Here is a 22,458-nt window from a genome sequence, read left to right as displayed (position 1 = left end):
AGCCAGCAGAGCCGACGTCGACGCCACCTAGGCCCGACGGGCGGCGTTGCCGTGCCCGGACCCTTGACGTTGATAGGCTCGGTGACCACCACAGCCCCTCGCAGCTCCCAGGAGAACCTTGGCCCGCATCACCCTCGACGACGTCAGCCGCGCCGCGGGCGTGTCCCGATCGACGGCCTCCCTCGTGCTGAGAGGCAGCCCGAAGATCCCCGCGGCGACGGCCGAGAGGGTGCGCAAAGTCATGGCCGACCTCGGGTACGTGTACAACCGGAGCGCGGCGAACCTGCGGCAGAGCCGGAGCATGACCTTGGGCCTGATCGTCACCGAGATCATCAACCCCTACTTCGCCGAGCTTGCAATGGCCGCCGACGAAGTCGCCCACGAAGCGGCATACACCATCTTCATCGGCTACAGCCACGACGAGGCCGATCGCCAGCACGAGCTCATGACCTCAATGATCGAACGCCAGGTGGACGGCTTCATCCTCCTCCCTGCTCCCGACTCCGATCCCGAGAAGATTGCAAGCCTGGTCGCCGCGGCGAAGACGCCGACCGTCACTGTAGCCCGGCGCATCGAAGGCCTCGACTACGTCGGCAGCGACAACGTCGCCGGCGGAGAGCTCCTCGGCCGCCATCTGGCAGCGATCGGATGCCGGACGGTGGCATTCCTCGGCGGATTGCAGGCCTCGTCGACCACGGAGCGGTCAGAGGGCCTCGCTCGGTCCCTGGCAGCACGGGGGCTTGAATTCTGGAACGATGCGGAGCAACGTGCGCACATCACCCCGGCCGGGGGCGTCCAGGCCACGGCTGCGCTCCTCGACCGGGGCCGGCTCCCCGACGCCGTAGTGGCCTACAACGACATCGTCGCCCTGGGCATCTACGAGGAACTGCGCCGCCGCGAGCTGCGCCCGGGAGAGGACATGGCTGTCGCCTCGTTCGACGACACACGCTTCGCGGCCACCCAAGCGCCCCCGCTGACCTCCGTGGCGGGATTCCCCGACGAGATCGGCAGGCGAGCCGCCGGTCGTCTCCTGCAGCTGTTGGACGACGGCGAGGACGGGCCGCTCAACGACTTGGTTCCCCCGAAGCTCAGACTGCGTTCGTCGACGGTGGCTTGGAGGCCTCGAGGCTCGCGCTGACCGAGCTGCACCAGCTTCTCGACGAGACGGCCTATGGCACTGCCGATCGAACCACTCCCCCGTCGATGCCCATGCACTGTCTCCGGACGGCCCGCACGTATGCTGAAATGCAGCAGGGGCCCAGTGCCCGCGTCAAACGCAGGTGTTCGTCCCCGCGTGCGGCGCGGCGGCGCCCGAAGGGAGAACTCAAGTGCGGCAGCTGGTGTCCCGCGTCCGCGGCTTCGCCGCCCTCCGACCCTCGGAGCAGGACCACTGGCCGGCCCTGAGGATGGTGCTCGGCGTCGGCATCCCCACCGTCGTCCTGTTGCTCGTGGGACGCCCAGAACTGGTGATCGACGCGGTGTTCGGCGGTTTCGCCGGGATGTACGGACGGGGCGCCGACCGTGCTACCCGCCTCCGTCACCAATCCGCCGCCGCTGCCCTCCTCGTGGCCGGCGTCGGGCTCGGGTCGGCCCTCTCCGCATTGGAGGCGCCCGAGGTGGTCCTCGTGCTTGGAGAGGCGCTGTTCGCAGGGCTTGCGTCCCTGGCCGCAGACCGGGCCGGCTTCCGCCCGGCCGGGCCCTTCTTCGCCCTGTTCGCCTTCGGTGCCTGTGCCGCCCTGAACCGTGCCGACCCCTTCACGGCCTCCGCCGTCGCCCTGGCCTCAGCGCTGTTCGCCCTCGCCATCGGCGCATCCTCGCCGCGGGCTCGATTTCGGCCACCCCAATCTTCGCGGACGGCGCTCCCGTCCTTGAAGCGCGCCGGCGGCTATGCGATCGCCGTTGCCACCTCAGGACTGGCCGCACTGGCCATCGGCATCGGGCACCCGCACTGGGCGATGGCCGGCGCCGCCGTTCCGCTCTCGGCGCCCGGTATCTCCGGGCGGCTCACGCGCGGCGTCCACCGAGTCGTTGGTACGTTGGCCGGGCTCTGCCTGAGCGCGGCGATTTTCGCATTCCACCCGTCCACGCTGGCGATGGGCGTCCTGGTCGTGGCCCTGCAGTTTCCGACCGAGCTGTTCATGGTCCGCCACTACGCCCTGGCGCTGATCTTCTTCACCCCACTGATCCTGCTCATGACCAGGCTTGCCCTGCCCGGCACGGCGCAGGCGATGATCACGGATCGGGCCGTCGAGACGGTTCTCGGGGTGCTAGTCGGGTTCGCTGTCGTGCTGGCCGAGGCGCGCGTCCTGCGGCGCGTGCGCTCGGCGCCCGCATCGAACTGAATCAGCCTGGGGTTGTCTCCGGAAGGCGACCCAGCGTACGAGTAACAGAGCCGCGAAAAATGATGGCCGCGCTGGTTCTCGGCGAGATCGTGGACGGCAGAGCTTTCAACGGCGGAAAGACGGGTATTCCCACGTGACGGCCCTATGGGGCATCCTTCTTCGGGTGATCGCTGCGAGCCAAGACGGACGCGCCGGGGTTGACGCCGGACTAGTCAGGCGTCTGGTTGCCGCCCAGTTTCCACAATGGGCGGACCTTCCCGTGAAACCTGCCGAATTCGAAGGCTGGGACAACCGGACCTACCGTCTCGGAGAGTCGATGACGGTGCGTCTGCCCACAGCCTCCGGCTACGTTCCCGCGGTGGCCAAGGAGAGCGAGTGGCTTCCTCGACTCGCACCGTGCCTGCCAGTGCCGATCCCGACCGTCCTGGGCGTGGGTAGCCCAGGCGAGGGGTATCCATTCCCGTGGTCGATCCGGCGTTGGATCGAAGGCGAAGCGGCAGACCGGGCTCAGATAGGCGACCTAGCAGAATTCGCGGAAGCGATTGCCGAATTCCTGCGTGCCCTGCAGGCCTGCGATACCGACGGCGCCCCGGAGGCCGGCGAGCACAGCTGGTTCCGTGGCGCCGCTCCTGCCCATTACGACGAGGAGACCCGGCGCTGCCTCCGCACCCTTGAAGGACGCATCGACACAGCGACTGCCGAGGCTGTGTGGGACAGCGCTCTTGAGGCGAACTGGACTGGAAACCCAGTCTGGTTCCACGGCGACATCGCAGCGGGGAACCTTCTCGTCTCAGGCGGCCAGTTGGCGGCCGTGATCGACTTCGGGACCTCCGGGCTGGGGGATCCGGCTTGCGATCTTGTCATCGCCTGGACGATGTTCGACGCCGAGAGCAGGGAAGCCTTCCGGCGGGCGGTAGCCCACGACGACGGAATGTGGGCCCGAGCGCGAGGGTGGGCGTTATGGAAAGCGCTCCTCGGCCTCGCAGAATCCGACGGCCGCGATCCGCGCGATGCCTCGAACCTGCGGATTGTCCACGACCTGCTCAACGAACATGCCCGCATGAGCTAAGAGGCTTCCTGTGGCCGGGCCTCTGGCCCATCGGCACCAACGAGCTCGTTGTTCACGATGTCTGCTTGAGTTCCTGGGCGAACATCACAAGGATTCCGCTCGGACCGCGGAGATATGTGAGCTTGTAGATGCCCTCGTAGGTGGCCACGCCGCGAAGCGGGCGATAGCCGTGTTTTGCGGCAATCGCCAAGGCATCTTCGATGTCGTCGACCTGGAAGGCGACGCGGTGCATGCCGATCTCGTTTGGCAGGGTAGGTTCGGTCTCGATCGCATCCGGGTGGATGTATTCGAAAAACTCGAGGCGCCCGTGACCGTCTGGCGTCTGGAGCACCGCGATCTTGGCGTGATTTCCGTCGAGGCCGACGGCGGTGTCGGCCCACTCGCCACTGATGGTGTCGCGGCCGACGACCGTGAGACCAAGGTCGGTGAAGAATGAGATTGCGGCTTCGAGGTCGCGAACAGCGATCCCAACGTTGTCGAGTTTGATGGCCATGTGGTGAACGCTACCAAGGCGAAGACTTCACATAGATCGGCTACCGCCTGACGCGGAACTGAACCAGATCTTGCCGCAGCCATCGTGACGCAGTGGTCGCACTACCGGTCCTATCGAGACTCAGAGGGCTGCGGTGATTGCGCATTCGTCGACGTAGACCAGGTGGGCAGCCTCGACGAGTTCCCGGAAGCTGGCGGAGTCGGGAGCTGGGTCGCGCCAGACGGCGCTGACGTTATGACGTCTCCCGAGATCGATCAGGTGCGGAAGCTCGGCAAGCGGGCGGTGGACATACAGGATGTCTGCGTCGAAGTCGGCCACTTGGACGTGATCGCCCGAGGGCGACCACTCGACGAACTTGTCGTCGGGGCCGCCCTTGACGATCACTCGAAAGCCAGCCTCGACCAAGGACCTCGGCACGTCAGATGACGGCCAATCCGCGAGGAGGACCGTGCTGATCTGCCCGAGGTCAATTGGGATTGAAGGATGGTGTTTGCTCACGCCAAAGAACAGGTGTTTGCGAGGCCATTGTTGGCTCCCACTATTCCAAACGTCGGGCCTTCGGCCAAGCCTTGCCGTGGAACGTCAACAGCATTGCCGCGCGCGACGGCGGCCAGATGGCGAAACCGCGATATTCTCTGCCTGGTGCGGAGGACGCAGCCCCGTGCCGTGTCATGTTGGTGCCGTGGCGAGTGGAGCTGTGGCGCGAGACGGAGCTGAGCGGGAGCTACGGGATCGTCGTCGCCAGCAGCGTAGAAAGCGTAGAAGAGGAGCTTGCGTGATCAACTATTCGCTCACCCACCCTGTCCTCCTCCGGGCCCTCGCAGAATCCGGGCACGGCTCCCAGATCCTGATCGCGGACGCGAACTATCCGCACAACACCGGGGCCGCAGCCTCGGCCGTGCGCGTCCCGCTCAACCTGCGGCCCGGGTTGCTCACGGTGGACCAGATCCTCGAAGTGCTCGTCGAGGCCGTGCCGATCGAGGCCGCGGCAGTGATGGCCACGGCGGACGGGACCACATCCGAGGCTTCGCGGGGCTACGAGGACGTCCTCGGGCAGGGCGTGCCGTTCACGATGCACGAGCGCTTCGCCTTCTACGAGGCGGCCTGCCAGCCGGATGTCGCGATCGTGATCGCCAGCGGGGACGTGAGGCCATACGCGAATCTCCTGCTCACAATCGGCGTCCGCACGGTAGGGCCGGTGAGATGAGCGGGACCCCCCACTTCGTCGACGCCCACCTCCACGTGTGGGACCCGGCGAGGCTCGACTACGAGTGGCTGAAGGCTACGCCTGAGCTGAACCGGGAGTTCCTCCCGGAGGACCTCCCGGCGGCGCACGGGCGGCGAGCCGGGGCGGTGTTCGTCCAGGCTGACTGCGGAGCGGAACAGGGCATCGCCGAGGTCGACTGGGTTCTCGGCCACACCTGGCCTGAGCTCTCGGCCATCGTCGCCTTCGCCCCGCTGGAACTCGGCGCCGGCATCGGATCGCATCTCGAGGCTCTCGCCGAAAGGCACCTGGTCAAGGGCGTGAGGCGCCTGCTGCAGGACTGCGATCCCGCCTTCATCACCGCCGAACCCACCATCGCCGGAGCGCGCGCCGTGGCCCGCGCCGGACTGGTCTTCGACGCCTGTATCCGGTGGCAACAGCTCGGAGCGCTCACCCGGTTCGCCGAGCGCCTGCCTGAGCTGCCGATCGTGCTGGCCACATGGGCAAGCCCCCCATCGCCGACGGGGCCCTGGCAGAGTGGCGTGAGGGGATGCGGCGCTTGGCGCGTCTGGAGAACGTTTCGGTCAAACTATCCGGCGCCGCCCCGGAAGCCGCCCCCCACCGCCCCCTGTCCGAGCAGGCTCTCCCCTACCTCGCGGAGACCCTCTCACTCTTCGGAGCCCACCGGTGCATGCTCGGCAGCGACTGGCCCGTCTCCTCACAGACGAACGAGCAGTACATGGCATGGGTGGACCTTGTCCTCGGGCCGGCCCTCGAAGGGGCCACCGCTGAGGAGAGGACAAGCGTGGCAGCCCGCACGGCTGGCCAGTTCTACGGATTCGAGCCCGACCTCCCGCACGAAAGGACCGATTGATGGAGAAGCGCACCATCCCCGGCACAAACGTCGCCCTGACTTCCCTCGGCTTCGGCGGCGCTCCCATCGGCAACCTGTACCGGGAGGTCAGCGATGCGGACGCTATGGCAGCGGTTGATGCTGCTTGGGAGCACGGCGTCCGCTACTTCGACACTGCCCCCCACTATGGGCTGGGCCTGTCCGAGAGACGGCTCGGCGAAGCGCTGCGGGGCAGGCCCCGCGGGGATTACGTCCTCTCGACGAAGGTCGGCAGGCTCATCCGCCCCAACCCGAGAGCAGCAGGCAGGGACACGGAGGGGTTCGACGTCGGCGCTGAGCTCGTGCGCGTGCGCGACTACTCCCGCGATGGAGTGCTACGCTCGATCGAGGAGAGCCTCGCGCGCCTCGGGACGGACCGCATCGACATCGTCTACATCCACGACCCGGACGACTACTGGGCCGAGGCACTCGAGGGCGCCGTCCCGGCACTGTCCCAGCTGCGGGACGAGGGCGTCATCGGCGCCTATGGGGCCGGCATGAACCAGTCCGCGATGCTGCACCGGTTCGTGACCGAGACCGACGTGGATGTCGTCATGCTCGCCGGCCGCTACACACTCCTCGAACAGGGGGCACGGCAGGACCTCCTGCCGGCCTGTGCCGAACGCGGAGTCGCCGTCGTCAATGTCGGAGTGTTCAATTCCGGGCTCCTCTCCAAGGACAGGCCGGCCCTGGGCGCGACCTACAACTACGCTCCGGCTCCCGCGGAACTCCTCGATCGCGCCAACCTGCTCGCCGAGATCTGCGAGCGGCACGGCACGACCCTGCCGGCGGCGGCCCTTGCATTTCCCTTCCGAGAGCCCGTGGTGATCGGTGTGGCGGTGGGAATGCGCACAGCTGCCGAAGTGGAGCGGAACGTTGCCCTGGCGTCCCACGAGGTCCCGCAGGCCCTGTGGAAGGAGCTGGAGGAGCGCGGACTGATCGACACCGTCCCCACTCCCGCCACGACAGAATCCTCCAAACAGAAGGGAGCAGCCCGATGAAATTCATGCGGATCGGAGAAGCCGGAAGCGAGCAGCCCGTCGTCGTCCAGGACGGCCATGCCTACTCGCTCAGCCCTCTCACCCGGGATTTGGACGGCGCCTTCTGGGCAGATGGGCCGCGCAGGGCCGCTGAGGCCCTCGCCCAGGGAGCACTCCCAGAAGTCGATATTGAGGGGATACGGGTCGGGGCGCCCATCGCCCGCCCGGGTGCGGTGGTGTGCATCGGGCAGAACTACGCGGCCCACGCCGCGGAGTCAGGCTCCGCCCCACCTGCGCGGCCGATCATCTTCTTCAAGACCCCCAACACGGTCGCGGGGCCCTTCGACACCGTCACCATTCCCGAGAACTCCGAGAAGACGGACTGGGAGGTCGAACTCGGCGTCGTCATCGGCAAGCCTGCTGCCTACCTCTCCTCCCCGGATGACGCGAGAGAGTGCATCGCCGGCTACGTCACGGCAAACGACCTCTCGGAGCGCACCTACCAGCTCGAGGAATCGGGCGGCCAATGGAGCAAGGGCAAGTGCATCAAGGGCTATCTTCCGTTGGGCCCGGTACTCGTGACTCCTGACGAAGTAGATCCATCGGGTCTCCGCCTCCGGAGCTGGGTCAACGGCGAGCCGCGTCAGGATTCCTCCACTGCCGACATGATCTTCGACGTCACCCACCTCGTGCACGACCTCAGCCAGTACATGGAACTCGAGCCCGGGGACTTGATCCTCACGGGAACCCCCGAGGGCGTGGCCCTGTCCGGTCGGTTCCCTTACCTGAAGGACGGGGACGTCGTCGAACTCGAGATCGAGGGACTCGGCAGGCAGCGGCAGAACTACACCCAGCGAGCCGGGAAGGAAGCCCAAATTGGCAGCCGAGTTTGACGGCCTGAAGGCGATCGTCACCGGCGGTGCCTCGGGAATCGGCGCGGCGACCGCGTCCTACCTCATGGAGCGCGGCTGCGCGGTTGCCGTGCTGGATCTGGCTCCCGCCTCCGCCCCCGAAGGGGCCATCAGGATCACGTGCGACGTCGCCGACGCGGCCTCCGTCGAGACAGCAGTCGACGAGGCCGTCCGCACCCTGGGGGGCCTCGACATTGTGGTGAACAACGCGGGCATCGGCGCGCAAGGAACCGTCGAAGACAATGACGACGACGAGTGGCGGCGGGTGTTCGAGGTGAACGTCCTCGGGATTGTCCGGGTGTCCCGAGCAGCACTCCCCCACCTGAGGAAGTCCGACCATGGTGCAATCGTGAATACCTCCTCCATCGCGGCTACCGCTGGGCTTCCCCAGCGCGCCCTCTACTCCGCCAGCAAGGGTGCCGTCTACTCCCTGACGCTCGCCATGGCCGCAGACCACATCCGAGAAGGCATCCGGGTCAACTGCGTGAGTCCTGGCACGGCGGATACTCCATGGGTCAGCCGGCTCTTGAACAAGGCGCAAGATCCGGCGGCCGAGCGGGCGGCACTCAACGCACGACAGCCCCACGGCAGGCTCGTCTCTGCGGAGGAGGTCGCCGCCGGAATCGCCTATCTGGCCAGTCCGCTCAACGGCTCAACAACTGGCGTCTCCTTGGCGGTCGACGGCGGAATGAACGGCCTGCGCCTGCGCCCAGCCTGATGGCGGTGTCCGGTGGAGGGACCGGGTCCGCGAGCGCTCGGGCCGGCGTCGTCCCGCGGAGCCGGTGGAATCACTTCAGCAGGGTCTTCCTCCTGGAAGTTCCGGGGTGCTGCAGCCATTCGTCCGTGAGCTCGATCCCGTGGCCGGGCGCTTCGGCAAGAGAGAGGCGACCGCGCTCGAGATGCGGCAGTCCGCTGGCTATCTGCGGATACCAGCCGTGGTAGAAGGCTCTGGCCACTTCCTGGACCTGGATGTTCGGTGCTGTAGTGGCGAGGTGGGCGGCGACCGCGAGTGAGACCGGTCCGGTGCAATCGTGCAGGGCGACCGCGAGCCCGTGGTGGTCGGCCAGGGCGACCAGATCAGTGCCCGCGGTGATGCCCCCACACCATCCGAGGTCCAGGATCGCGACGTCGAGTGCCTTCTTCTCGAACAGCGACGTGTACCCGAGATACCCTGCTCCGACGCTCTCCCCACCGGCAATGGGAACGGAGGTCTGCTCCCTGAGGGCGGCGAGCGAGTCGGGTCGATCCGACCGGACGGGATCCTCCGCCCACTCCAGCTCGAAGGGCTCGACCGCACGGAGCAGACGCTCGGCTCCGGCGAGGGTCCACAGGGAGTGCAGTTCCAGGTACACCTTGATACCGGTCCCGACCTCGTCCCGGATCTGCTCGAGCACGTGCAGCCCGTCCCTGAGGTCCGCGGCCCGGCTTCCGCCGCTTTCTTCGGCTGCCCTGTCGAAGGGCCAGATCTTCATTCCCGGATAGCCCGCGTCCATCAGCTCCCTTGCCAGCTTCGCCGGTTCGCGGTGGAAGGCCCAGAGGTCTTCGTACTCTCCGTTGGGGCGTTCGCCCGTGACTCCGGTTCCCCAGTTGGAGGAGGACTGGCGGGACTGGGCGTTGATGTATGAGTAGCCGGCGCAGGTGTTGTAGACGGGGATGCTGTCCTTGCGGGGGCCTCCCAGAAGCTCGTTCAGGGGCAGACCCGCGCGCTTGGCGAGCAGGTCCCAAGCCGCGATGTCCACAGCGGAGTTCGCGCGCGTCTCGGTGCCCGAGCCGGTGTAGCCGACGTACGAGGACAGCGCCGCGGCGATGGCCTGCGGAGCAGACGTGCGCGTCTCGGCGAGGATGGGCGCGAGGACCTCGTGGATGTGGGCTTCGACGCTTCCAGCGCCGAAGAACGTCTCCCCTATTCCGACCGCACCGCTCTCATCCTCAAGGGCGACGATGACCAGATTCGGCTGGATCTCGGTCCGGATGGTCTCTATGGAGCGGATGCTCAAATCTTCCTCCCAGGCTCAGGGTTGTGATGCTTCAGGCCACCCGGCCCGCTGGGGACTGCGTCAGCGCGGGGTCGGTTTCGGCGACCGAACCGATGGCCTCGTCGATCTTCGCCAGCACGGTAGCCTCGAGCGTGACGCCCGCCGCTGCGGCGTTCGACGCGATCTGCTCGGGGCGGCTCGCCCCGACGATGGCTCCAGCCACGTTGGGGTTCTGCAGCACCCAGGCCACCGCCAGCTGCGCCAGGGTGAGGCCGAGCTCGTCCGCGATTGGCTTCAGGTTCTGCACGGCGGCGAGGATGTCACCTCGCATCCACCGCGAGATCATGTTCTTGCCGCCCTTCTCGTCCGTGGCCCGCGATCCCTCCGGCACCGGCTGGCCCGGCACGTACTTGCCAGTCAGGACGCCTTGGGCGATCGGCGAGAAAACAATCTGAGAGAGGCCGAGCTCCTCGCAGGTGGGAACGACCTCCTTCTCGATGACGCGCCACAGCAGGTTGTACTGAGGCTGGTTCGAGATGAGCTGGAACCCAAGCTCGGTGGCCAGCTTGTGCCCGGCGCGGATCTGGTCCGCGTTCCACTCGCTCACCCCGATGTAGAGCGCCTTGCCCTGACGGACGATGTCGCCGAAAGCCTGCATCGTCTCCTCGATCGGCGTCTCGTAGTCGAAGCGGTGCGCCTGGTACAGGTCGACGTAGTCGGTCCCGAGCCGCTTCAGCGACCCGTTGATCGACTCCATGATGTGCTTGCGCGACAGACCGGTGTCGTTCTTGCCGCCCGGGCCCGTCGGCCAATAGACCTTGGTGAAGATCTCGATGCTCTCGCGGCGCTCGCCCTTGAGGGCGTTGCCGAGCACGGTCTCGGCCGCTGTGTTGGCGTAGGCGTCGGCAGTGTCGAAGCTGGAGATGCCCGCGTCGAGAGCCGCGTGGATGCTCTTGCCCGCAGTATCGTCGTCGACCTGGGAGGCGTGGGTGAGCCAGTTTCCGTAGATGATCTCGGAGATCTTGAAACCGGAGTTACCGAGGTATCTGAATTCCATCGCTTCTCCTACGTCACTCCCATCGAAGGGGAGGTCAAATTAGTATGTGTCCTGAACTATAGGTGGCGGCCCGCCCAGATCAAAAGCTCACACGACGCCTCGCAGCGGCGACCCCGGCCTACCATGGTTCCGGCGCCGGCCCTCGGCCTTCGAGGTGCCTGTTGCGAGCTACCGTGCATGCCGGCGCCGGAAGTCCTCGTTCAGGCCAGCGAGCCTGCCCGGCGGCCGAAGACGACTCCTGCTGCCAGCCCGGAGCCTCCTGGATAATTGCCGGCGAAGAGGCCGCCGAGCATCTCACCGCAGACGAACAGGCCCGGGATGGGCGCGCCGGACGTGTCAAGGACCCTTCCGTCGGTGTCGGACTTGAGGCCGCCGAAGGTGAAGGTGATGCCGCAGGTGACCGCGTAGGCGTAGAAGGGGCCCGTGGCCAGGGGCGTGGCCCAGTTGCTCTTGACCGGCTTCGTGTCGGCCCTGCGCCCGTCCTTGATGTTGGGGTCGAAGGGGATCGTGAGGTCGATGGAGTTGTTGTAGTCGTTGACGGTCTTGGCCAGCGCCTCGGGGTCGAGGCCGATCTTCTCGGCGAGCTCTTCGACGGTGGGGGCCGAGGCTACGGACACTCCTGGCATGTCGTATTCCTCGGTTCGCAGCATCGGGCGCAGGGCGTCGTCGAAGATCTGGTAGGCAATCGAGCCGGGCTGCTGGAGGATGTGCTTGCCGAACTTGGCGTAGGTGTAGTTCCTGAAGTCCTCCCCCTCGTCCACGAAGCGCTCTCCGTCGCTGTTGACGATGATGCCGAGGGGGTAGCTCTGCCGGGTGAGCCGGTTGGTCAGTTCGCGATTGGATTCGTTGTCGGGGGTGAAGGCGTCCCACTGGGTCGAGTGGCAGCTGCCCCAGTCCCCGCCGCGGGCGGCACCGATCTCAAGGGCGGCAAGGAGCATCTGGCCGGTGTTGAAGGGAGTGCCCCTGACCTTGGCGTTCTCCCAGCCCTCGCCGAGGTGCGCGCGGCGCAGATCGCGGTTCGCCTCGAACCCGCCGGCGGCGAGGACGACGGAGTCGGCGCGCAGTTCCAGCATGCTCCCGTCCTGCTGGCGCACCTTCACTCCGCGCACCTTCCCGCCCTCGGTCAGGAGGCCGGAGACGTCCTGGCCGTAGCGGACCTCGGTGCCGAGCTTCTCGGCGACCTTCAGGTGGTCGTGCATCAGGCCCTCGCCGCCACCGACGTTGCCCACGTGCAGCCCGCCCCAGAAGAGGTAGGTTCCATCGGGCCGTTCGTAGGCCTGGCGTTCGTACATGAGCCGGTACTTCAGGCCCAGGGAGTTCAGCCATCTCAGCCCCGGGCCGGCCTCGTTGACGAGCACCTCGGTCAGCTCGGGGTCGTTGCGCCCGTCTGTGACCTTCTCCAGGTCCCGGCGATAGTCGGCGGCCGAGTACGGGGGGACCTCGGTGAGCGGGTGGCGTTCGTCCGGCTCGATCAGGTCCTGCAGATCGGCGAGCCCGTCATGGGCGATGCGGGTGGCGCCGGCGGTGTAGTAGCTGTTGCCGCCGAAGAGATCGCGGGGTGCTTTCTCCAGGAGCAGGACGTTCCGCCCACGCACGGCTGCGGCATGCGCCGCAGTGAAGGCTGCGTTGCCGCCGCCGACAACGATGACGTCGGCGGCCTTGTCCTGGCGGGTTTGGTTCGGTTCATTCACGGGAGCGCCTTTCGCTTGAGGGTGGGGTCGAGGGGGTCAGGCCGAGGCCGAATTTGTGCGGGTGGTCTGGCCCGTGGGCGTTCCGTCCTCGGCGACGGTTTCGAGCGGCCGTCTTCCGGTGCGGGGCCCGAAGGCTGCGATGGCGACGGCGACGACCAGCCAGCACAGCGCGATATAGACGAAGACCGCCTGGTAGCCCAGGCTCGCGAAGATCGCGGCGACGATCATGGGGCCGAAGATGTTCGCCAGGCGCCCTGTGCCGTAGACGAGCCCGTGCCCAGCGTTGCGCACCCCGGTCGGGAACAGCTCGGGGCTGTAGGTGTAGAGAAGGGTGGCGAAGGTCTGGATCAGCAGGTTCACGCAGAAGCCGAAGACGACGATGGCCACCGGGTTGAAGGTCAGCCCGTAGGCGAGGCCGCTGGCAGCGGTAGCGAGGGAGACGACGACGAGCGGAACCTTCCTGCCCAGCCGGTCGGTCACCGGCCAGGCGAGCAGGGCCCCGGGCACGGCGCCGATGGTGGTCAGGGCGGAGAACCCGAGGGACTCGGCAACGCTGAAGCCGTGCTGGGCCAGGAGAGTCGGCACCCACGCGACGAACCCGTAGAAGCCCAGCGTTTGGAAGACCCACACCACAGCCAGAAACGCCGTCGTCCGGCCGGTGCGGCCGATGAACAGATGCCGGTAGCGCGAATCCCCTGTCTTGGGCACCGCCGGCTTGGCCTCCTCCTGGACTGGCTCAAGCGGCCCCGCGCCAGCCTCGAACCGGGCGATGGCGGCCTCGGCGGAGTGAGGGCGTTGCCTGTGCACGAGCCAGCGCGGGCTCTCCGGGAGGGCCAGGAGCGCCGGGACGGCCAGCAGTGCCCCGGAGCCGAGCACGAAGACCAGCCGCCAGGCGTCGCCACCCAGAGGGATGATGGCCCGGGCTGAGAAGGACATGCAGGGGATCCCCGCAAGGCCGACGGCCATGACTGCAGACTGCATGCGTCCTCGCCGGGGTGCAGGCATGACCTCCGAGATGTAGGTCGTGGCGGCGACAACCATCGCCGAGAGGCCGATGCCCGTGAAGAAGCGACACACAACGAAGCTGGGCACGTCGAAGCCGCCGGCGTTGGCGAGGGAGCAGACGGAGAACGTCAGGGTTGCGTACAGCAGCGCGCGCTTGCGGCCGATCAGGTCCGAGACACGCCCCCCGAAGATCGCCCCCATGGCCATCCCGAGGAAGGCGGACGAGGTGACGAGGGCGACGTCCTGGACGGAGAATCCAAGATTCTTCACCAGTGCTGGCGCCGCATAGGCGAAGGTGTTGAGGTCTCCGAACTCGAACATGAAGACGAAGGCCAGGGCAACCAGGGCGATCCTGTGCGCCCTCGTGATAGGCAGGCGGTCCATGCGCGCGGCCGCCAAGGATGGGGTCAGCAATCTATCCTCCTCGATAGACGGCACCGACGGGGTCGTGATGCCTAGGAAAGCAGGGGGCCCGATGTCCTGGGCCTCGGTCTCGAAGGAACCTTCCCCAACAACTGTGCCGCCCCTATTGCCTGTGCACCAGCTAAACCTTCTGAAGTCTCCTTTAGTACAGCTGTAGGCTGATGGTATGCCGATGGACATCCGCCGCATGCTGGTGTTGGTCGAGGTGGCCCGCGCGGGATCGCTGACTGCCGCGGCGGCTAGCCTCAACTACACCGTCTCTGCCATCTCCCAGCAGATCGGCCAGCTCGAGGACGAAGCCGGCCAGCCTCTGATCGAGCGCAGGCCCAGGGGCGTGACCCTGACCGAGGCCGGGCGCGCCGTCGCCCGCCACGCCGAGAGGATCGAGAGGTCCCTGACGGCTGCCCACGAAGAACTCGCCGACCTCGCCGGGCTCCACACCGGCACGCTCCGGCTCGGCACGATTCCGACGGTGACTGAGTCTTTCCTGCCCATCGCAATCTCGGCGTTCCGTGGGCAGAATCCGGGGGTTGACCTGCGGATCCACAGTGAGCAGATGACAGGTCTGGAGCGCCTTCTGGAGTCCCGCGAGATCGAGCTCGCCATCACCTGGGACCGCGAAACCTCTGGTACCAGGCCTGACACGGGCAGGACGACAGAGCTGATCATCCGCGATCCGAACGTTCTGCTCGTCCCCTCCGGCCATCGCCTCGCCGACAAGTCGTCGGTGCGGATGGAGGACCTCAGGCACGAGCCATGGATCATCCGGAGCGCCCCCAAGGTCCTGGCCCTGCTCCAGGCCGCCTGCGATGCGGCGGGCTTCGACCCGATCGTCACCTTCGAGGCCCGCAGCTACCAGGAGGCGCAGGCGATGGTCGCCGTCGGGATGGGCATCGCCCTAGTGCCCCAGCTCGCCCTCCACAGTCTCCGGAACGACCTCACAGTCCTCACGGTCGTCTCCCCCGCCCCTCCAGCCCGGCGCATCCTGCTCACCCACAGGCTGGGCGAGCGCCTCTCGCCTGCGGCCGACGCGATGCGGAAGATCCTCATTGCCACCGGCAGGGCATGGAGGCCCCCGGATCCACAATGAACCTCGGCCCAGGAGCGAAGGGCTCACCGCGCCGGCCTAGATCTTTGGCTTCCGCCGCATTTCCTGGCTCTCCACCCCGACGATCAACAAACTCTGTAGATTGCCACCCACCTGGATTAGTGGCGCGACGGCTTGATGCGGCACAGGGGCGGTCGCGAGAATCAGGGGATGGAACCTGCCGCGAAGGTCACTTCGACAGTCCTCTTTGTCCGGGAACTGGACAGATCCGTCCGGTTCTACACGGGCATCTTCGGCTGCCGGACGGAGCTTGATGCGGACGGCGGGGCGCTCCTGCTGGCCCCGGGAGGGTTCCAGATCTATCTCGTCGAGAAGGGGCGGGAGGCACCTCATCCTCTGGAGGGCATCGGCACCCAGTACCTCATGTGGGGTGTGGACACCCTCGAGGGCCTTCATCGTTTCGAGGAAGCCCTGAAGTCGGCCGAGGGCTACACGGACACCCATACCTCGGGCGGCGTGACCTTCGTCGAGGGGCAGGATCCCGACGGCATCCGCGTGGTGATCGCCCACCCGAGCCCGCTGCAGCTGCCTCGTTCGTCTCTGGACAGCCGCATCTACCACTGAGCGACCGCCGCTCCCAGGAGAGGCTGCGGGGATCTTCCCCTGCGGCAACGAGGCCGCACACCTCAGTAGGCAGTCTCGTACGGAACCGGCTCCTTCTTCATCCGCAGGATGCCGATCGAGCGCAAGATAATGAACACGTTCGTGATAACTCCGCCGAACTGCGGGACGCCTCCGGTCGAAGCGGACCGGATCAGCAGGAGCACGACGAGGACCATGACGACCGAAGAGAGCACGAGGCTGGCGATCACGGGGCCGGACGACATTCCTCGGCGGGCGATGATGTTCCAGACGCCCACCGCGAGGTATGCGAGTGCGACGAGGACGTAGACGGCGATGATGAGCACGGCATTCGTCAAGGCGCCCTGAGAGACGTACCGGCCCTGCGCCTCGATGGCGTTCAGGGCTCGGATGACCGAGGCGATGTTCTCATAGGCATAGAAGGCGACTCCACCCCCGAGGATCAGCCCCGCGATCCCGATAAAGAGGCGCCACCTCCGGGAACGCTCGGCCTCATGGGCGCTCAGGAACCGCATCCCCGCGTGTGCGGGGTTGAACTGGGTCGGCCACGACTGGCGCCGGGCGGGAGGTTGCACCTGCCAGAGGGTCGGCGTTGGATTCGGCTGGGCTGTCCACGGGGCGACCGGAGGTTTCGGGGGCCACGGCAGCGGTTCTGATTGCGGGTGCTGCTCGCTTACGGTGTGCTCCTTCACGTGTATTGGAGCACTGCCTGCGCTCCCCCAATGGCGCGAGCATACTCGCCGGTACCTAAAAGCAAAATCGTCACGCAGGCAGGATCGCGTCCAAATCGGGGCATGCAAGCACCTAGAAGAGCCGCTGGTAGATAAAATTTTCACATACCGCTGGAACATGTGTGAATTTTAGTGATAACATGGGAGCGTGATGTTAACCAAGCACGCTGTCATGGACAGCATCGTGAGCACCGGGGCTGTCCTGATCGTCCGGCTGGAGTCTGCAGAAGAGGCCTTGGCAGTCTCCCGCGCGGCAATCGAGGGCGGGATTAGGGCGCTCGAGATCACCCTGTCGGTCCCCGGCGCCTTGGACGTCATCCGGTCGCTGTCCTCTGACTACGGGTCGGAGGGCATCGCGGTCGGAGCCGGGACGGTACTCGATGAGGCCGCGGCGTTCGCCTCCCTCCAAGCAGGTGCCCGCCTTCTTGTGAGCCCCAATGTGAGCCTTCCGATGATCCGTACGGCCAACCGCTACGGAGCCGTGTCCATCCCAGGCGCGTACACGCCGTCGGAGGTTGTCTCCGCCCTCGAGGAGGGGGCCGACCTCGTCAAGCTGTTCCCCACGGAGAGCATCAACCCGGCGCACGTCAGGGCCATCAAGGCCCCCCTGCCGCAGGCGGCCCTTCTCCCCGCGGGCGGGGCCAACGCGGCCAACGTGGCCGAGTGGTTCGGCGCCGGGGTGACAGCAGTGGGCGTGGGAAGCAGCGTCACGAAGGCCGCCCGCGTCGACGGCGACTACAGCAGGGTGACCAGGGCGGCCAAAGAGCTGCTCTCGGCCATCGCAGCGGCGCGCGCCTGAGGGCCCGACCTTTCTTCACCCGCGGCGTTCGTCGCACACAAACAAAGGAGTGAACCATGACCCCTTCAACGTCGAATCTGGGGGCGACGAACCCCGAGGCCGCGGTGGACGCGGAACCCGCCTCGGCCACGATCCGGATCCGGTGGGTCTTCGTGGCCCTGTTGGTCATCGGCGGCGTGGTCAACTATCTCGACCGCAGCAACCTCAGCATCGCTAACACCACCATTGCCAAGGAGTTCAGCCTCAACCCGGTGCAGATGGGCCTGCTGCTATCGGCCTTCTCCTGGCCATACGCGATCGCGAACCTGCCCGCCGGCTATCTCGTGGACCGGTTCGGCCCGAAGAAGACGTTCGCGTGGGCGGCCGGCCTCTGGTCCCTCGTCTCGGCGGTCTCCGCCGCCGCCAACACGTTCGGCCTCCTCTACGCGGCCCGCGTGGCCCTCGGGGTTGTCGAATCGCCGTTCTTCACTGCGAGCCTGAAGGTCACCGACCGCTGGTTCAACAGGACTGAGCGGGCTCTTCCGGTGTCCATCGTGAACACCGGCTCGCAGATCGCCAACGCCATCGCGCCCCCGCTCCTGACATTCCTGCTGATCACCATGTCCTGGCGGGGCATGTTCGTCTTCATCGCCGCGCTCGGGCTGATCATCGTGCTCGTGTGGCTGCGCCTCTACCGCGACCCGTCGTTCCAGGAACAGCTCCGTATCAAGGGCGCAGCCGAGGAGGAGCCCGCCGACGCCAAGGTCAAGCAGGTCGGCTGGGGAGAGCTCTTCCGCCACGCCAACACCTACTTCATGATCCTCGGCGCGTTCGGCATCTTCTACACCGTGTGGGTCTACCTCACCTGGCTCCCGAGCTACCTCCAGACCGCGCGCGGCTTCAGCCTCTCGCAGAGCGGCTGGCTGGCCGCCCTCCCCTTCCTCTGCGGCGTCTTCGGCGTCCTCGTCGGCGGTTACATCTCGAACCGCCTCGTACGCCGCGGGGTCAACACCGTCCTGGCCCGAAAAGTGCCGATCGTGGGCGGGGCAGTCCTCGCCGCCGCGGCGGTACTCCCGGTCGCCTACGTGGACAACTCGGCGCTGGCGATCACGCTCCTGTCCGTGGGCTACTTCGCAGCCCAGGTTCCGATCGGGTGCCTCTGGACCCTCGCCGCCGACATCGCCAGGCCCAACCAGGTCGCCTCGCTCGGAGCCATCCAGAACTTCGGCGGCTTCCTCGGCGCGGCGGTGGCCCCCGTCGTAACGGGGGCGATCCTCGCGGGCACAGGCGGCAACTACACGCTCGTCTTCGTGATCGGCGGGGTACTCCTCCTAGTCGGCGCTGTCGCCTACGGCGTCTTCGTCAAGGACCGCTCGGCCGTCCAGGGATGACACTGGAGACGTGGCAGTGAAGCTCTATTTCGTCATCGGCCCCGCGGGGTCCGGGAAGTCGACCCTCTCGGCCCTGATCGCCGAGCGCACCGGCGCGGTCTACCTCGACAAGGACAGCCTCGCGACTCCCTTCACCGAGGCTCTGCTCGAACAGGCCGGCACGGATAAGCAGGCGCGGGACAACAACGAGTTCTACCAGCGCGTGGTCATGGACCTCGAGTACTCCGCGCTCCTGCAGGTCGCCGGAGACAACCTCAGACTCGGGAACTCCGTCGTCCTCGACGCCCCCTTCGTCCGCTACTTCCCCGACGAGGCGTTCCTCGAGAAGGCGGCCCAGCGGCATCGCTGGCCTGAGGACACCGCTGCCACCGTGGTCCACGTGACCGTCGAAGGCTCGCGGGTGAGGCAACGGGTCGAGGGCAGAGGGTACGAGCGCGACGCCTGGAAGCTGTCGCACTGGGACGAGTTCTGGGCCTCGGCGCAGGCGGCGGACTGCAGGTGGCGCGGCGCGCACCACGTGCTCTTCGACAACAGCCGCGAGGGCGTCACGCCCGAAGCACTGGACCGGGCCATCGGAGCCCTGGCGTAGCCACAGCCGGAAGGCCGGGCGGGCGAATGGCCCGCCCGGCCTTTTGTGCGCGGAGGCGCCCAGCGGCCATGATGAACGGGCACGAACGGAAGGAACCTCCAGGCAGTGACCAGCCCCATGATCCCAGAGCAGCGGCAGCAGGAGCTGCTGCGGCTCCTCCGCTCCGCCGGCGTGCTGAGCATACGGAGCCTGACGGACCTGATGCACGTCTCCCACATGACCGTCCGCCGCGACATCGCAGCCCTCGAGGACAGCGGACAGGTCGTCGCCGTGCAGGGCGGAGTGCGGCTGTCCGAGCGGGGCGGAGTCGAGCCACCGCCGGAGCGGAGCTCCCGCGCCGAACTCGAACTGCCGCGCAAGCACGCGATCGGCGAGGCCGCCTCAGAGCTCGTGGCGGACGGCGCCGTCGTCTTCCTCGACGCAGGCACCACCTGCGAATCAGTGGTGCCGTTCCTCGCCGCGCGCCGGGAGGTAACGGTTGTGACCAACGACTACTACGTTGTCACCGCGCTCTTCGACTACCCCCACATCGAGGCCATCCACACCGGGGGGACCGTCGACGTCGAAAGCAGGTCCAGCAGCGGCCCACTCGCCGCGGCGACCCTCGAGTCCATCAACCTCGACATCTGCTTCCTGAGCACGGGCACCTGGGACCTCGAACACGGGGTCACCACCCCCTCCACCGAGAAGGTGGTCCTCAAGCGGGCTGCGATGCGCGCCGCATCCACCTCCGTACTACTGGCCGACAGCACCAAGTTCGGCACCTTCGAGCGCTTCAAGGTGACCCCCCTCGAAGCCCTCGACGCCATCGTCACCGATTCCGAACTTCCCTCCGAGCAGCAGGACGCCGTCAAAGAGCTCGGCGTGGACCTGCGGATCGCGGCCGTCGGAGGTCAGGAGACCGGCCCGTCCGCCGGAGCGCCGCTGCGTCCATAAGTCCATAAAGGCGAAAGCGGCCGCTGATGTTGCCGCAGGAGCTCGAGCAGAGGCAGCCGGTATCCCGCCTAGCTGGGATTCCGGGCTCAGCTCGCCCCGCCGATCGAGCGGCAGGTGCGTCGAGCGCTCAAGCGAGCGGAGGAGCGCGGTGAACGACCGGGATGGCCGAGGACGCAGCCTATGAGCGGGCGGCCTGACGAGGACCTCGTTCAGCGTCCACAACCGCCACCTCGAGGGCCCGGAGCCGCGCGGGCTCCGCGACGACGTCGATGTGGGTGATCTGATCACCGTCGACCGTGAACGCGAGCACGAGCCGCAGGCGGCCCCTCGGCGCGACGACGAGCGCTACCCGCCCGTTGACGAGGGCCACCCTGGCGAACGGCGCGCGGACAGCGGATGCGACGGCTGCGTGCGCGACCTGCTCGGCGCCGCGCAGCATCACGGCGAGGCGCGAGGGGGACGCCGCGGCGTCCGCATTGATCACGACGTCGGGCGCGAGCAGCTCGACGAGCGCGTCGAAGTTGCCCGAGCGGACCGCAGCAAGATAGGCCTCGACGGCGCGCCGCTGCCGCTCGCGGTCGGGATCGGGCGCCGCGGAGCCGCGGACCCGCCGCCGTGCGCGGCTTGCGAGCTGGCGCGTCGCCTCGGGCGACTTGCCGAGGATCGGCGCGATGCGGTCGAACGGGACGTCGAACATGTCGTGCAGCACGAACGCAAGCCGCTCCGCGGGCTGGAGCGTGTCGAGCACCACGAGGAGGGCGAGCCCGACGGCGTCCGCCATGACCGCCTCCTCTTCAGGGCCGTCCGCGGATCCGGCACGGAGCGCGTCCTCGAGCTCGTCGATCGGCTCCTCGCGCCGCAGGGCGCGCGCCCGCAGGATGTTGAGGCAGATCCGAGCTACGACGGTCGTGAGCCATGCGCCGAGGTTCTCGATCGCCCCCGCGTCGGTGCGGGCGAGCCTGAGCCACGTCTCCTGCACGGCGTCGTCCGCCTCGGGAAGCGAGCCGAGCATGCGGTACGCGACAGCGCGCAGGCGCCCGCGCTCGGACTCGAATCGGCTCGCCAGGAGATCTTCGACATCCACGGCTGTCACATTCCTGCACTCGAGGGGGTCATGACAAGTAGAGGCGCTCGAAACCGCGCCCGGTCACTCGAGGAAGGGATAGGTCATGGCATCGACGATTCTGGTCACGGGCGGAACGGGCGTCCTGGGGCGGCAGGTGGTGACGCGTCTCCGCGCCGCGGGACAGCCCGTGCGCGTCCTGAGCAGGCACGTGCGGCCGGCGCACGACGGCGTCGAGTACTTCGCGGCCGACCTCTCCTCGGGCGAGGGCGTCGGCCCCGCAGTCGAGGGCGTCGCGACGATCGTGCACTGCGCCGGCACTCAGAAGGGCGACGGCGACAAGGCGCGGCACCTCGTCGAGGCGGCCAAGCGGGCCGGTGTGGGCCACATTGTCTTCATCTCTGTCGTGGGCGCGGACACGATCCCCGTGGAGAGCGGGATCGACCGCGCGGCGTTCGCGTACTTTGCGTCGAAGCGCGACGCCGAGCGGGTCATCGAGTCCTCGGGGATCCCGTGGTCGATGCTCCGCGCGACCCAGTTCTTCGAGCTCACGCTCCTGACGGCCCAGGCAATGGCCAAACTGCCGGTCATCCCGGTGCCCGCCGGCTTCCGGTTCCAGCCGGTCGATTCGGGCGAGGTCGCGGACCGGCTCGCCGAGCTCGCACTCGGCGCCCCGGCCGGCCTCGTGCCCGATCTGGCCGGGCCCACGGTGCACAGCATGAAGGACCTCATCCGCTCGTACATCGTTGCGGCCGGACTGCACCGGCTGCTCCTACCCTTGCCGATGCCGGGCGGCGCCGCGCAGGCCATCCGCGCGGGCGCCAACATCGCCGCGGACCGTACCGTGGGGCGAGCAACCTGGGAGGACTTCCTAGCCACCAGGTCACTGGCCCGGGTGTGACGGCTGAATCGAGGAGCGCCTCGGCACAGGACGCGCGACCGTGAGAAGGCGCTCGACTTCGGAGCGCACGAGTTCCTCGACCTCGACAACGATGCGCTCGACGCTGTCGGCGGCATCGACCTGGTCTTCGATGTCATGGGAGGCGACATCCAGAAGCGGTCCGCGGCCCCGATCAACCCCGGGCGAACGCTGATGTCCATCAGTCGGGCTCAACCCCACCGTCCGCCGCAAGGGAAAGACGATCATCAGCATCCGCCCCCAAGGGGCGAAGTCCGCGTGGACTGCATCGACGGACCCGTAAGGTACGGCAGCCCCTCTGCACCGGCCCGACGGCCG

24 protein-coding genes are annotated in these 22,458 nt (G+C 67.5%); 15 read left to right on the top strand and 9 right to left on the bottom strand.

Annotated elements, in window-relative coordinates; all coding sequences use genetic code 11:
- Positions 1–118: 118 nt before the first annotated feature.
- The 3 genes from E5679_RS02275 (at position 119) to E5679_RS02265 (ending at position 3,411) form a co-directional block, all read left to right on the top strand.
- Positions 119–1,138 carry a LacI family DNA-binding transcriptional regulator gene (locus E5679_RS02275; RefSeq protein ID WP_138413442.1) on the top strand — a complete coding sequence of 340 codons (1,020 nt, stop codon included), beginning with the start codon at positions 119–121 and terminating at the stop codon, positions 1,136–1,138.
- Between the two features lie 190 nt (positions 1,139–1,328).
- Entirely contained in the window at positions 1,329–2,342 is a 1,014-nt protein-coding gene (locus E5679_RS02270) for an FUSC family protein (protein ID WP_138413441.1), read from the top strand.
- Positions 2,343–2,601: 259 nt separating this feature from the next.
- Complete coding sequence (locus E5679_RS02265) at positions 2,602–3,411, top strand: aminoglycoside phosphotransferase family protein (protein WP_249335885.1); 810 nt, start codon at positions 2,602–2,604, stop codon at positions 3,409–3,411.
- 52 nt (positions 3,412–3,463) lie between these two features.
- Here E5679_RS02265 and E5679_RS02260 read toward each other — a convergent pair whose 3' ends face one another.
- Together E5679_RS02260 and E5679_RS02255 are read right to left on the bottom strand one after the other, a co-directional pair.
- Entirely contained in the window at positions 3,464–3,904 is a 441-nt protein-coding gene (locus tag E5679_RS02260; protein ID WP_138413439.1) for a VOC family protein, read from the bottom strand.
- A 120-nt stretch (positions 3,905–4,024) separates the two neighbouring features.
- Positions 4,025–4,288, bottom strand: coding sequence for a hypothetical protein (locus E5679_RS02255; RefSeq protein ID WP_171042211.1), 264 nt, complete (start codon positions 4,286–4,288; stop codon positions 4,025–4,027).
- A gap of 391 nt (positions 4,289–4,679) precedes the next feature.
- Here E5679_RS02255 and E5679_RS02250 point away from each other — a divergent pair, with 391 nt between their 5' ends.
- From E5679_RS02250 to E5679_RS02230, 5 genes are all read left to right on the top strand, one after another.
- A complete protein-coding gene (locus E5679_RS02250; protein ID WP_138413437.1) occupies positions 4,680–5,111 on the top strand; it encodes an RbsD/FucU domain-containing protein in 432 nt (143 codons plus the stop codon).
- A 496-nt stretch (positions 5,112–5,607) separates the two neighbouring features.
- Positions 5,608–5,982 (top strand): amidohydrolase family protein, encoded by a 375-nt coding sequence (locus tag E5679_RS21130; protein ID WP_249335884.1) that lies wholly within the window; start codon positions 5,608–5,610, stop codon positions 5,980–5,982.
- Complete coding sequence (locus E5679_RS02240) at positions 5,982–7,001, top strand: aldo/keto reductase (RefSeq protein ID WP_138413436.1); 1,020 nt, start codon at positions 5,982–5,984, stop codon at positions 6,999–7,001. Before E5679_RS21130 ends, E5679_RS02240 begins: the two co-directional genes overlap by 1 nt.
- Positions 6,998–7,873: a fumarylacetoacetate hydrolase family protein gene (locus tag E5679_RS02235; protein WP_138413435.1), complete on the top strand. Its 876-nt coding sequence runs from the start codon at positions 6,998–7,000 to the stop codon at positions 7,871–7,873. The genes E5679_RS02240 and E5679_RS02235 overlap by 4 nt, the downstream gene beginning before the upstream one ends.
- Positions 7,857–8,609, top strand: coding sequence for an SDR family NAD(P)-dependent oxidoreductase (locus E5679_RS02230; protein WP_138413434.1), 753 nt, complete (start codon positions 7,857–7,859; stop codon positions 8,607–8,609). The genes E5679_RS02235 and E5679_RS02230 overlap by 17 nt, the downstream gene beginning before the upstream one ends.
- A 70-nt stretch (positions 8,610–8,679) precedes the next feature.
- Here the strand turns inward: E5679_RS02230 and E5679_RS02225 are convergent, their stop codons facing one another.
- From E5679_RS02225 to E5679_RS02210, 4 genes are all read right to left on the bottom strand, one after another.
- A complete protein-coding gene (locus tag E5679_RS02225; protein ID WP_138413433.1) occupies positions 8,680–9,888 on the bottom strand; it encodes a mandelate racemase/muconate lactonizing enzyme family protein in 1,209 nt (402 codons plus the stop codon).
- A 31-nt stretch (positions 9,889–9,919) separates the two neighbouring features.
- Positions 9,920–10,924, bottom strand: coding sequence for an aldo/keto reductase family protein (locus E5679_RS02220; RefSeq protein WP_138413432.1), 1,005 nt, complete (start codon positions 10,922–10,924; stop codon positions 9,920–9,922).
- 200 nt (positions 10,925–11,124) lie between these two features.
- Positions 11,125–12,615: an FAD-dependent tricarballylate dehydrogenase TcuA gene (gene tcuA / locus E5679_RS02215; protein WP_138413431.1), complete on the bottom strand. Its 1,491-nt coding sequence runs from the start codon at positions 12,613–12,615 to the stop codon at positions 11,125–11,127.
- Between the two features lie 36 nt (positions 12,616–12,651).
- Positions 12,652–14,034: an MFS transporter gene (locus E5679_RS02210; RefSeq protein WP_138413430.1), complete on the bottom strand. Its 1,383-nt coding sequence runs from the start codon at positions 14,032–14,034 to the stop codon at positions 12,652–12,654.
- A 175-nt stretch (positions 14,035–14,209) separates the two neighbouring features.
- On the opposite strand from E5679_RS02210, the gene E5679_RS02205 reads away from it, so the two are divergent.
- Positions 14,210–15,133 (top strand): LysR family transcriptional regulator, encoded by a 924-nt coding sequence (locus E5679_RS02205; protein WP_212746894.1) that lies wholly within the window; start codon positions 14,210–14,212, stop codon positions 15,131–15,133.
- Positions 15,134–15,301: 168 nt separating this feature from the next.
- A complete protein-coding gene (locus tag E5679_RS02200; protein WP_138413429.1) occupies positions 15,302–15,715 on the top strand; it encodes a VOC family protein in 414 nt (137 codons plus the stop codon).
- 62 nt (positions 15,716–15,777) lie between these two features.
- Here E5679_RS02200 and E5679_RS02195 read toward each other — a convergent pair whose 3' ends face one another.
- A complete protein-coding gene (locus E5679_RS02195; protein WP_138413428.1) occupies positions 15,778–16,308 on the bottom strand; it encodes a hypothetical protein in 531 nt (176 codons plus the stop codon).
- 307 nt (positions 16,309–16,615) lie between these two features.
- Here E5679_RS02195 and E5679_RS02190 point away from each other — a divergent pair, with 307 nt between their 5' ends.
- From E5679_RS02190 to E5679_RS02175, 4 genes are all read left to right on the top strand, one after another.
- Complete coding sequence (locus tag E5679_RS02190; RefSeq protein ID WP_138413427.1) at positions 16,616–17,263, top strand: bifunctional 4-hydroxy-2-oxoglutarate aldolase/2-dehydro-3-deoxy-phosphogluconate aldolase; 648 nt, start codon at positions 16,616–16,618, stop codon at positions 17,261–17,263.
- A gap of 56 nt (positions 17,264–17,319) precedes the next feature.
- Positions 17,320–18,633: an MFS transporter gene (locus E5679_RS02185; protein WP_138413426.1), complete on the top strand. Its 1,314-nt coding sequence runs from the start codon at positions 17,320–17,322 to the stop codon at positions 18,631–18,633.
- A gap of 10 nt (positions 18,634–18,643) precedes the next feature.
- Positions 18,644–19,222 carry a P-loop nucleotide/nucleoside kinase family protein gene (locus E5679_RS02180; RefSeq protein WP_138413425.1) on the top strand — a complete coding sequence of 193 codons (579 nt, stop codon included), beginning with the start codon at positions 18,644–18,646 and terminating at the stop codon, positions 19,220–19,222.
- A 105-nt stretch (positions 19,223–19,327) separates the two neighbouring features.
- Positions 19,328–20,158, top strand: a complete 831-nt coding sequence (locus tag E5679_RS02175) for a DeoR/GlpR family DNA-binding transcription regulator (protein WP_249335883.1) — start codon at positions 19,328–19,330, stop codon at positions 20,156–20,158.
- Positions 20,159–20,336: 178 nt separating this feature from the next.
- Here E5679_RS02175 and E5679_RS02170 read toward each other — a convergent pair whose 3' ends face one another.
- Positions 20,337–21,242 (bottom strand): sigma-70 family RNA polymerase sigma factor, encoded by a 906-nt coding sequence (locus E5679_RS02170; protein ID WP_138413424.1) that lies wholly within the window; start codon positions 21,240–21,242, stop codon positions 20,337–20,339.
- An 85-nt stretch (positions 21,243–21,327) separates the two neighbouring features.
- Between E5679_RS02170 and E5679_RS02165 the strand changes: the two genes are divergently transcribed.
- Positions 21,328–22,122 (top strand): SDR family oxidoreductase, encoded by a 795-nt coding sequence (locus tag E5679_RS02165; RefSeq protein ID WP_138413423.1) that lies wholly within the window; start codon positions 21,328–21,330, stop codon positions 22,120–22,122.
- Here E5679_RS02165 and E5679_RS20715 read toward each other — a convergent pair.
- Positions 22,105–22,368, bottom strand: a complete 264-nt coding sequence (locus E5679_RS20715) for a hypothetical protein (RefSeq protein WP_171042210.1) — start codon at positions 22,366–22,368, stop codon at positions 22,105–22,107. The genes E5679_RS02165 and E5679_RS20715 overlap by 18 nt on opposite strands.
- Positions 22,369–22,458 lie beyond the last annotated feature (90 nt).

The organism is Sinomonas gamaensis, from assembly GCF_005876955.1.
Classification (GTDB): domain Bacteria; phylum Actinomycetota; class Actinomycetes; order Actinomycetales; family Micrococcaceae; genus Sinomonas; species Sinomonas gamaensis.
The sequence above is the reverse complement of the archived record's forward strand: the minus strand, read 5'-3'. Positions and strand labels throughout refer to the sequence as shown.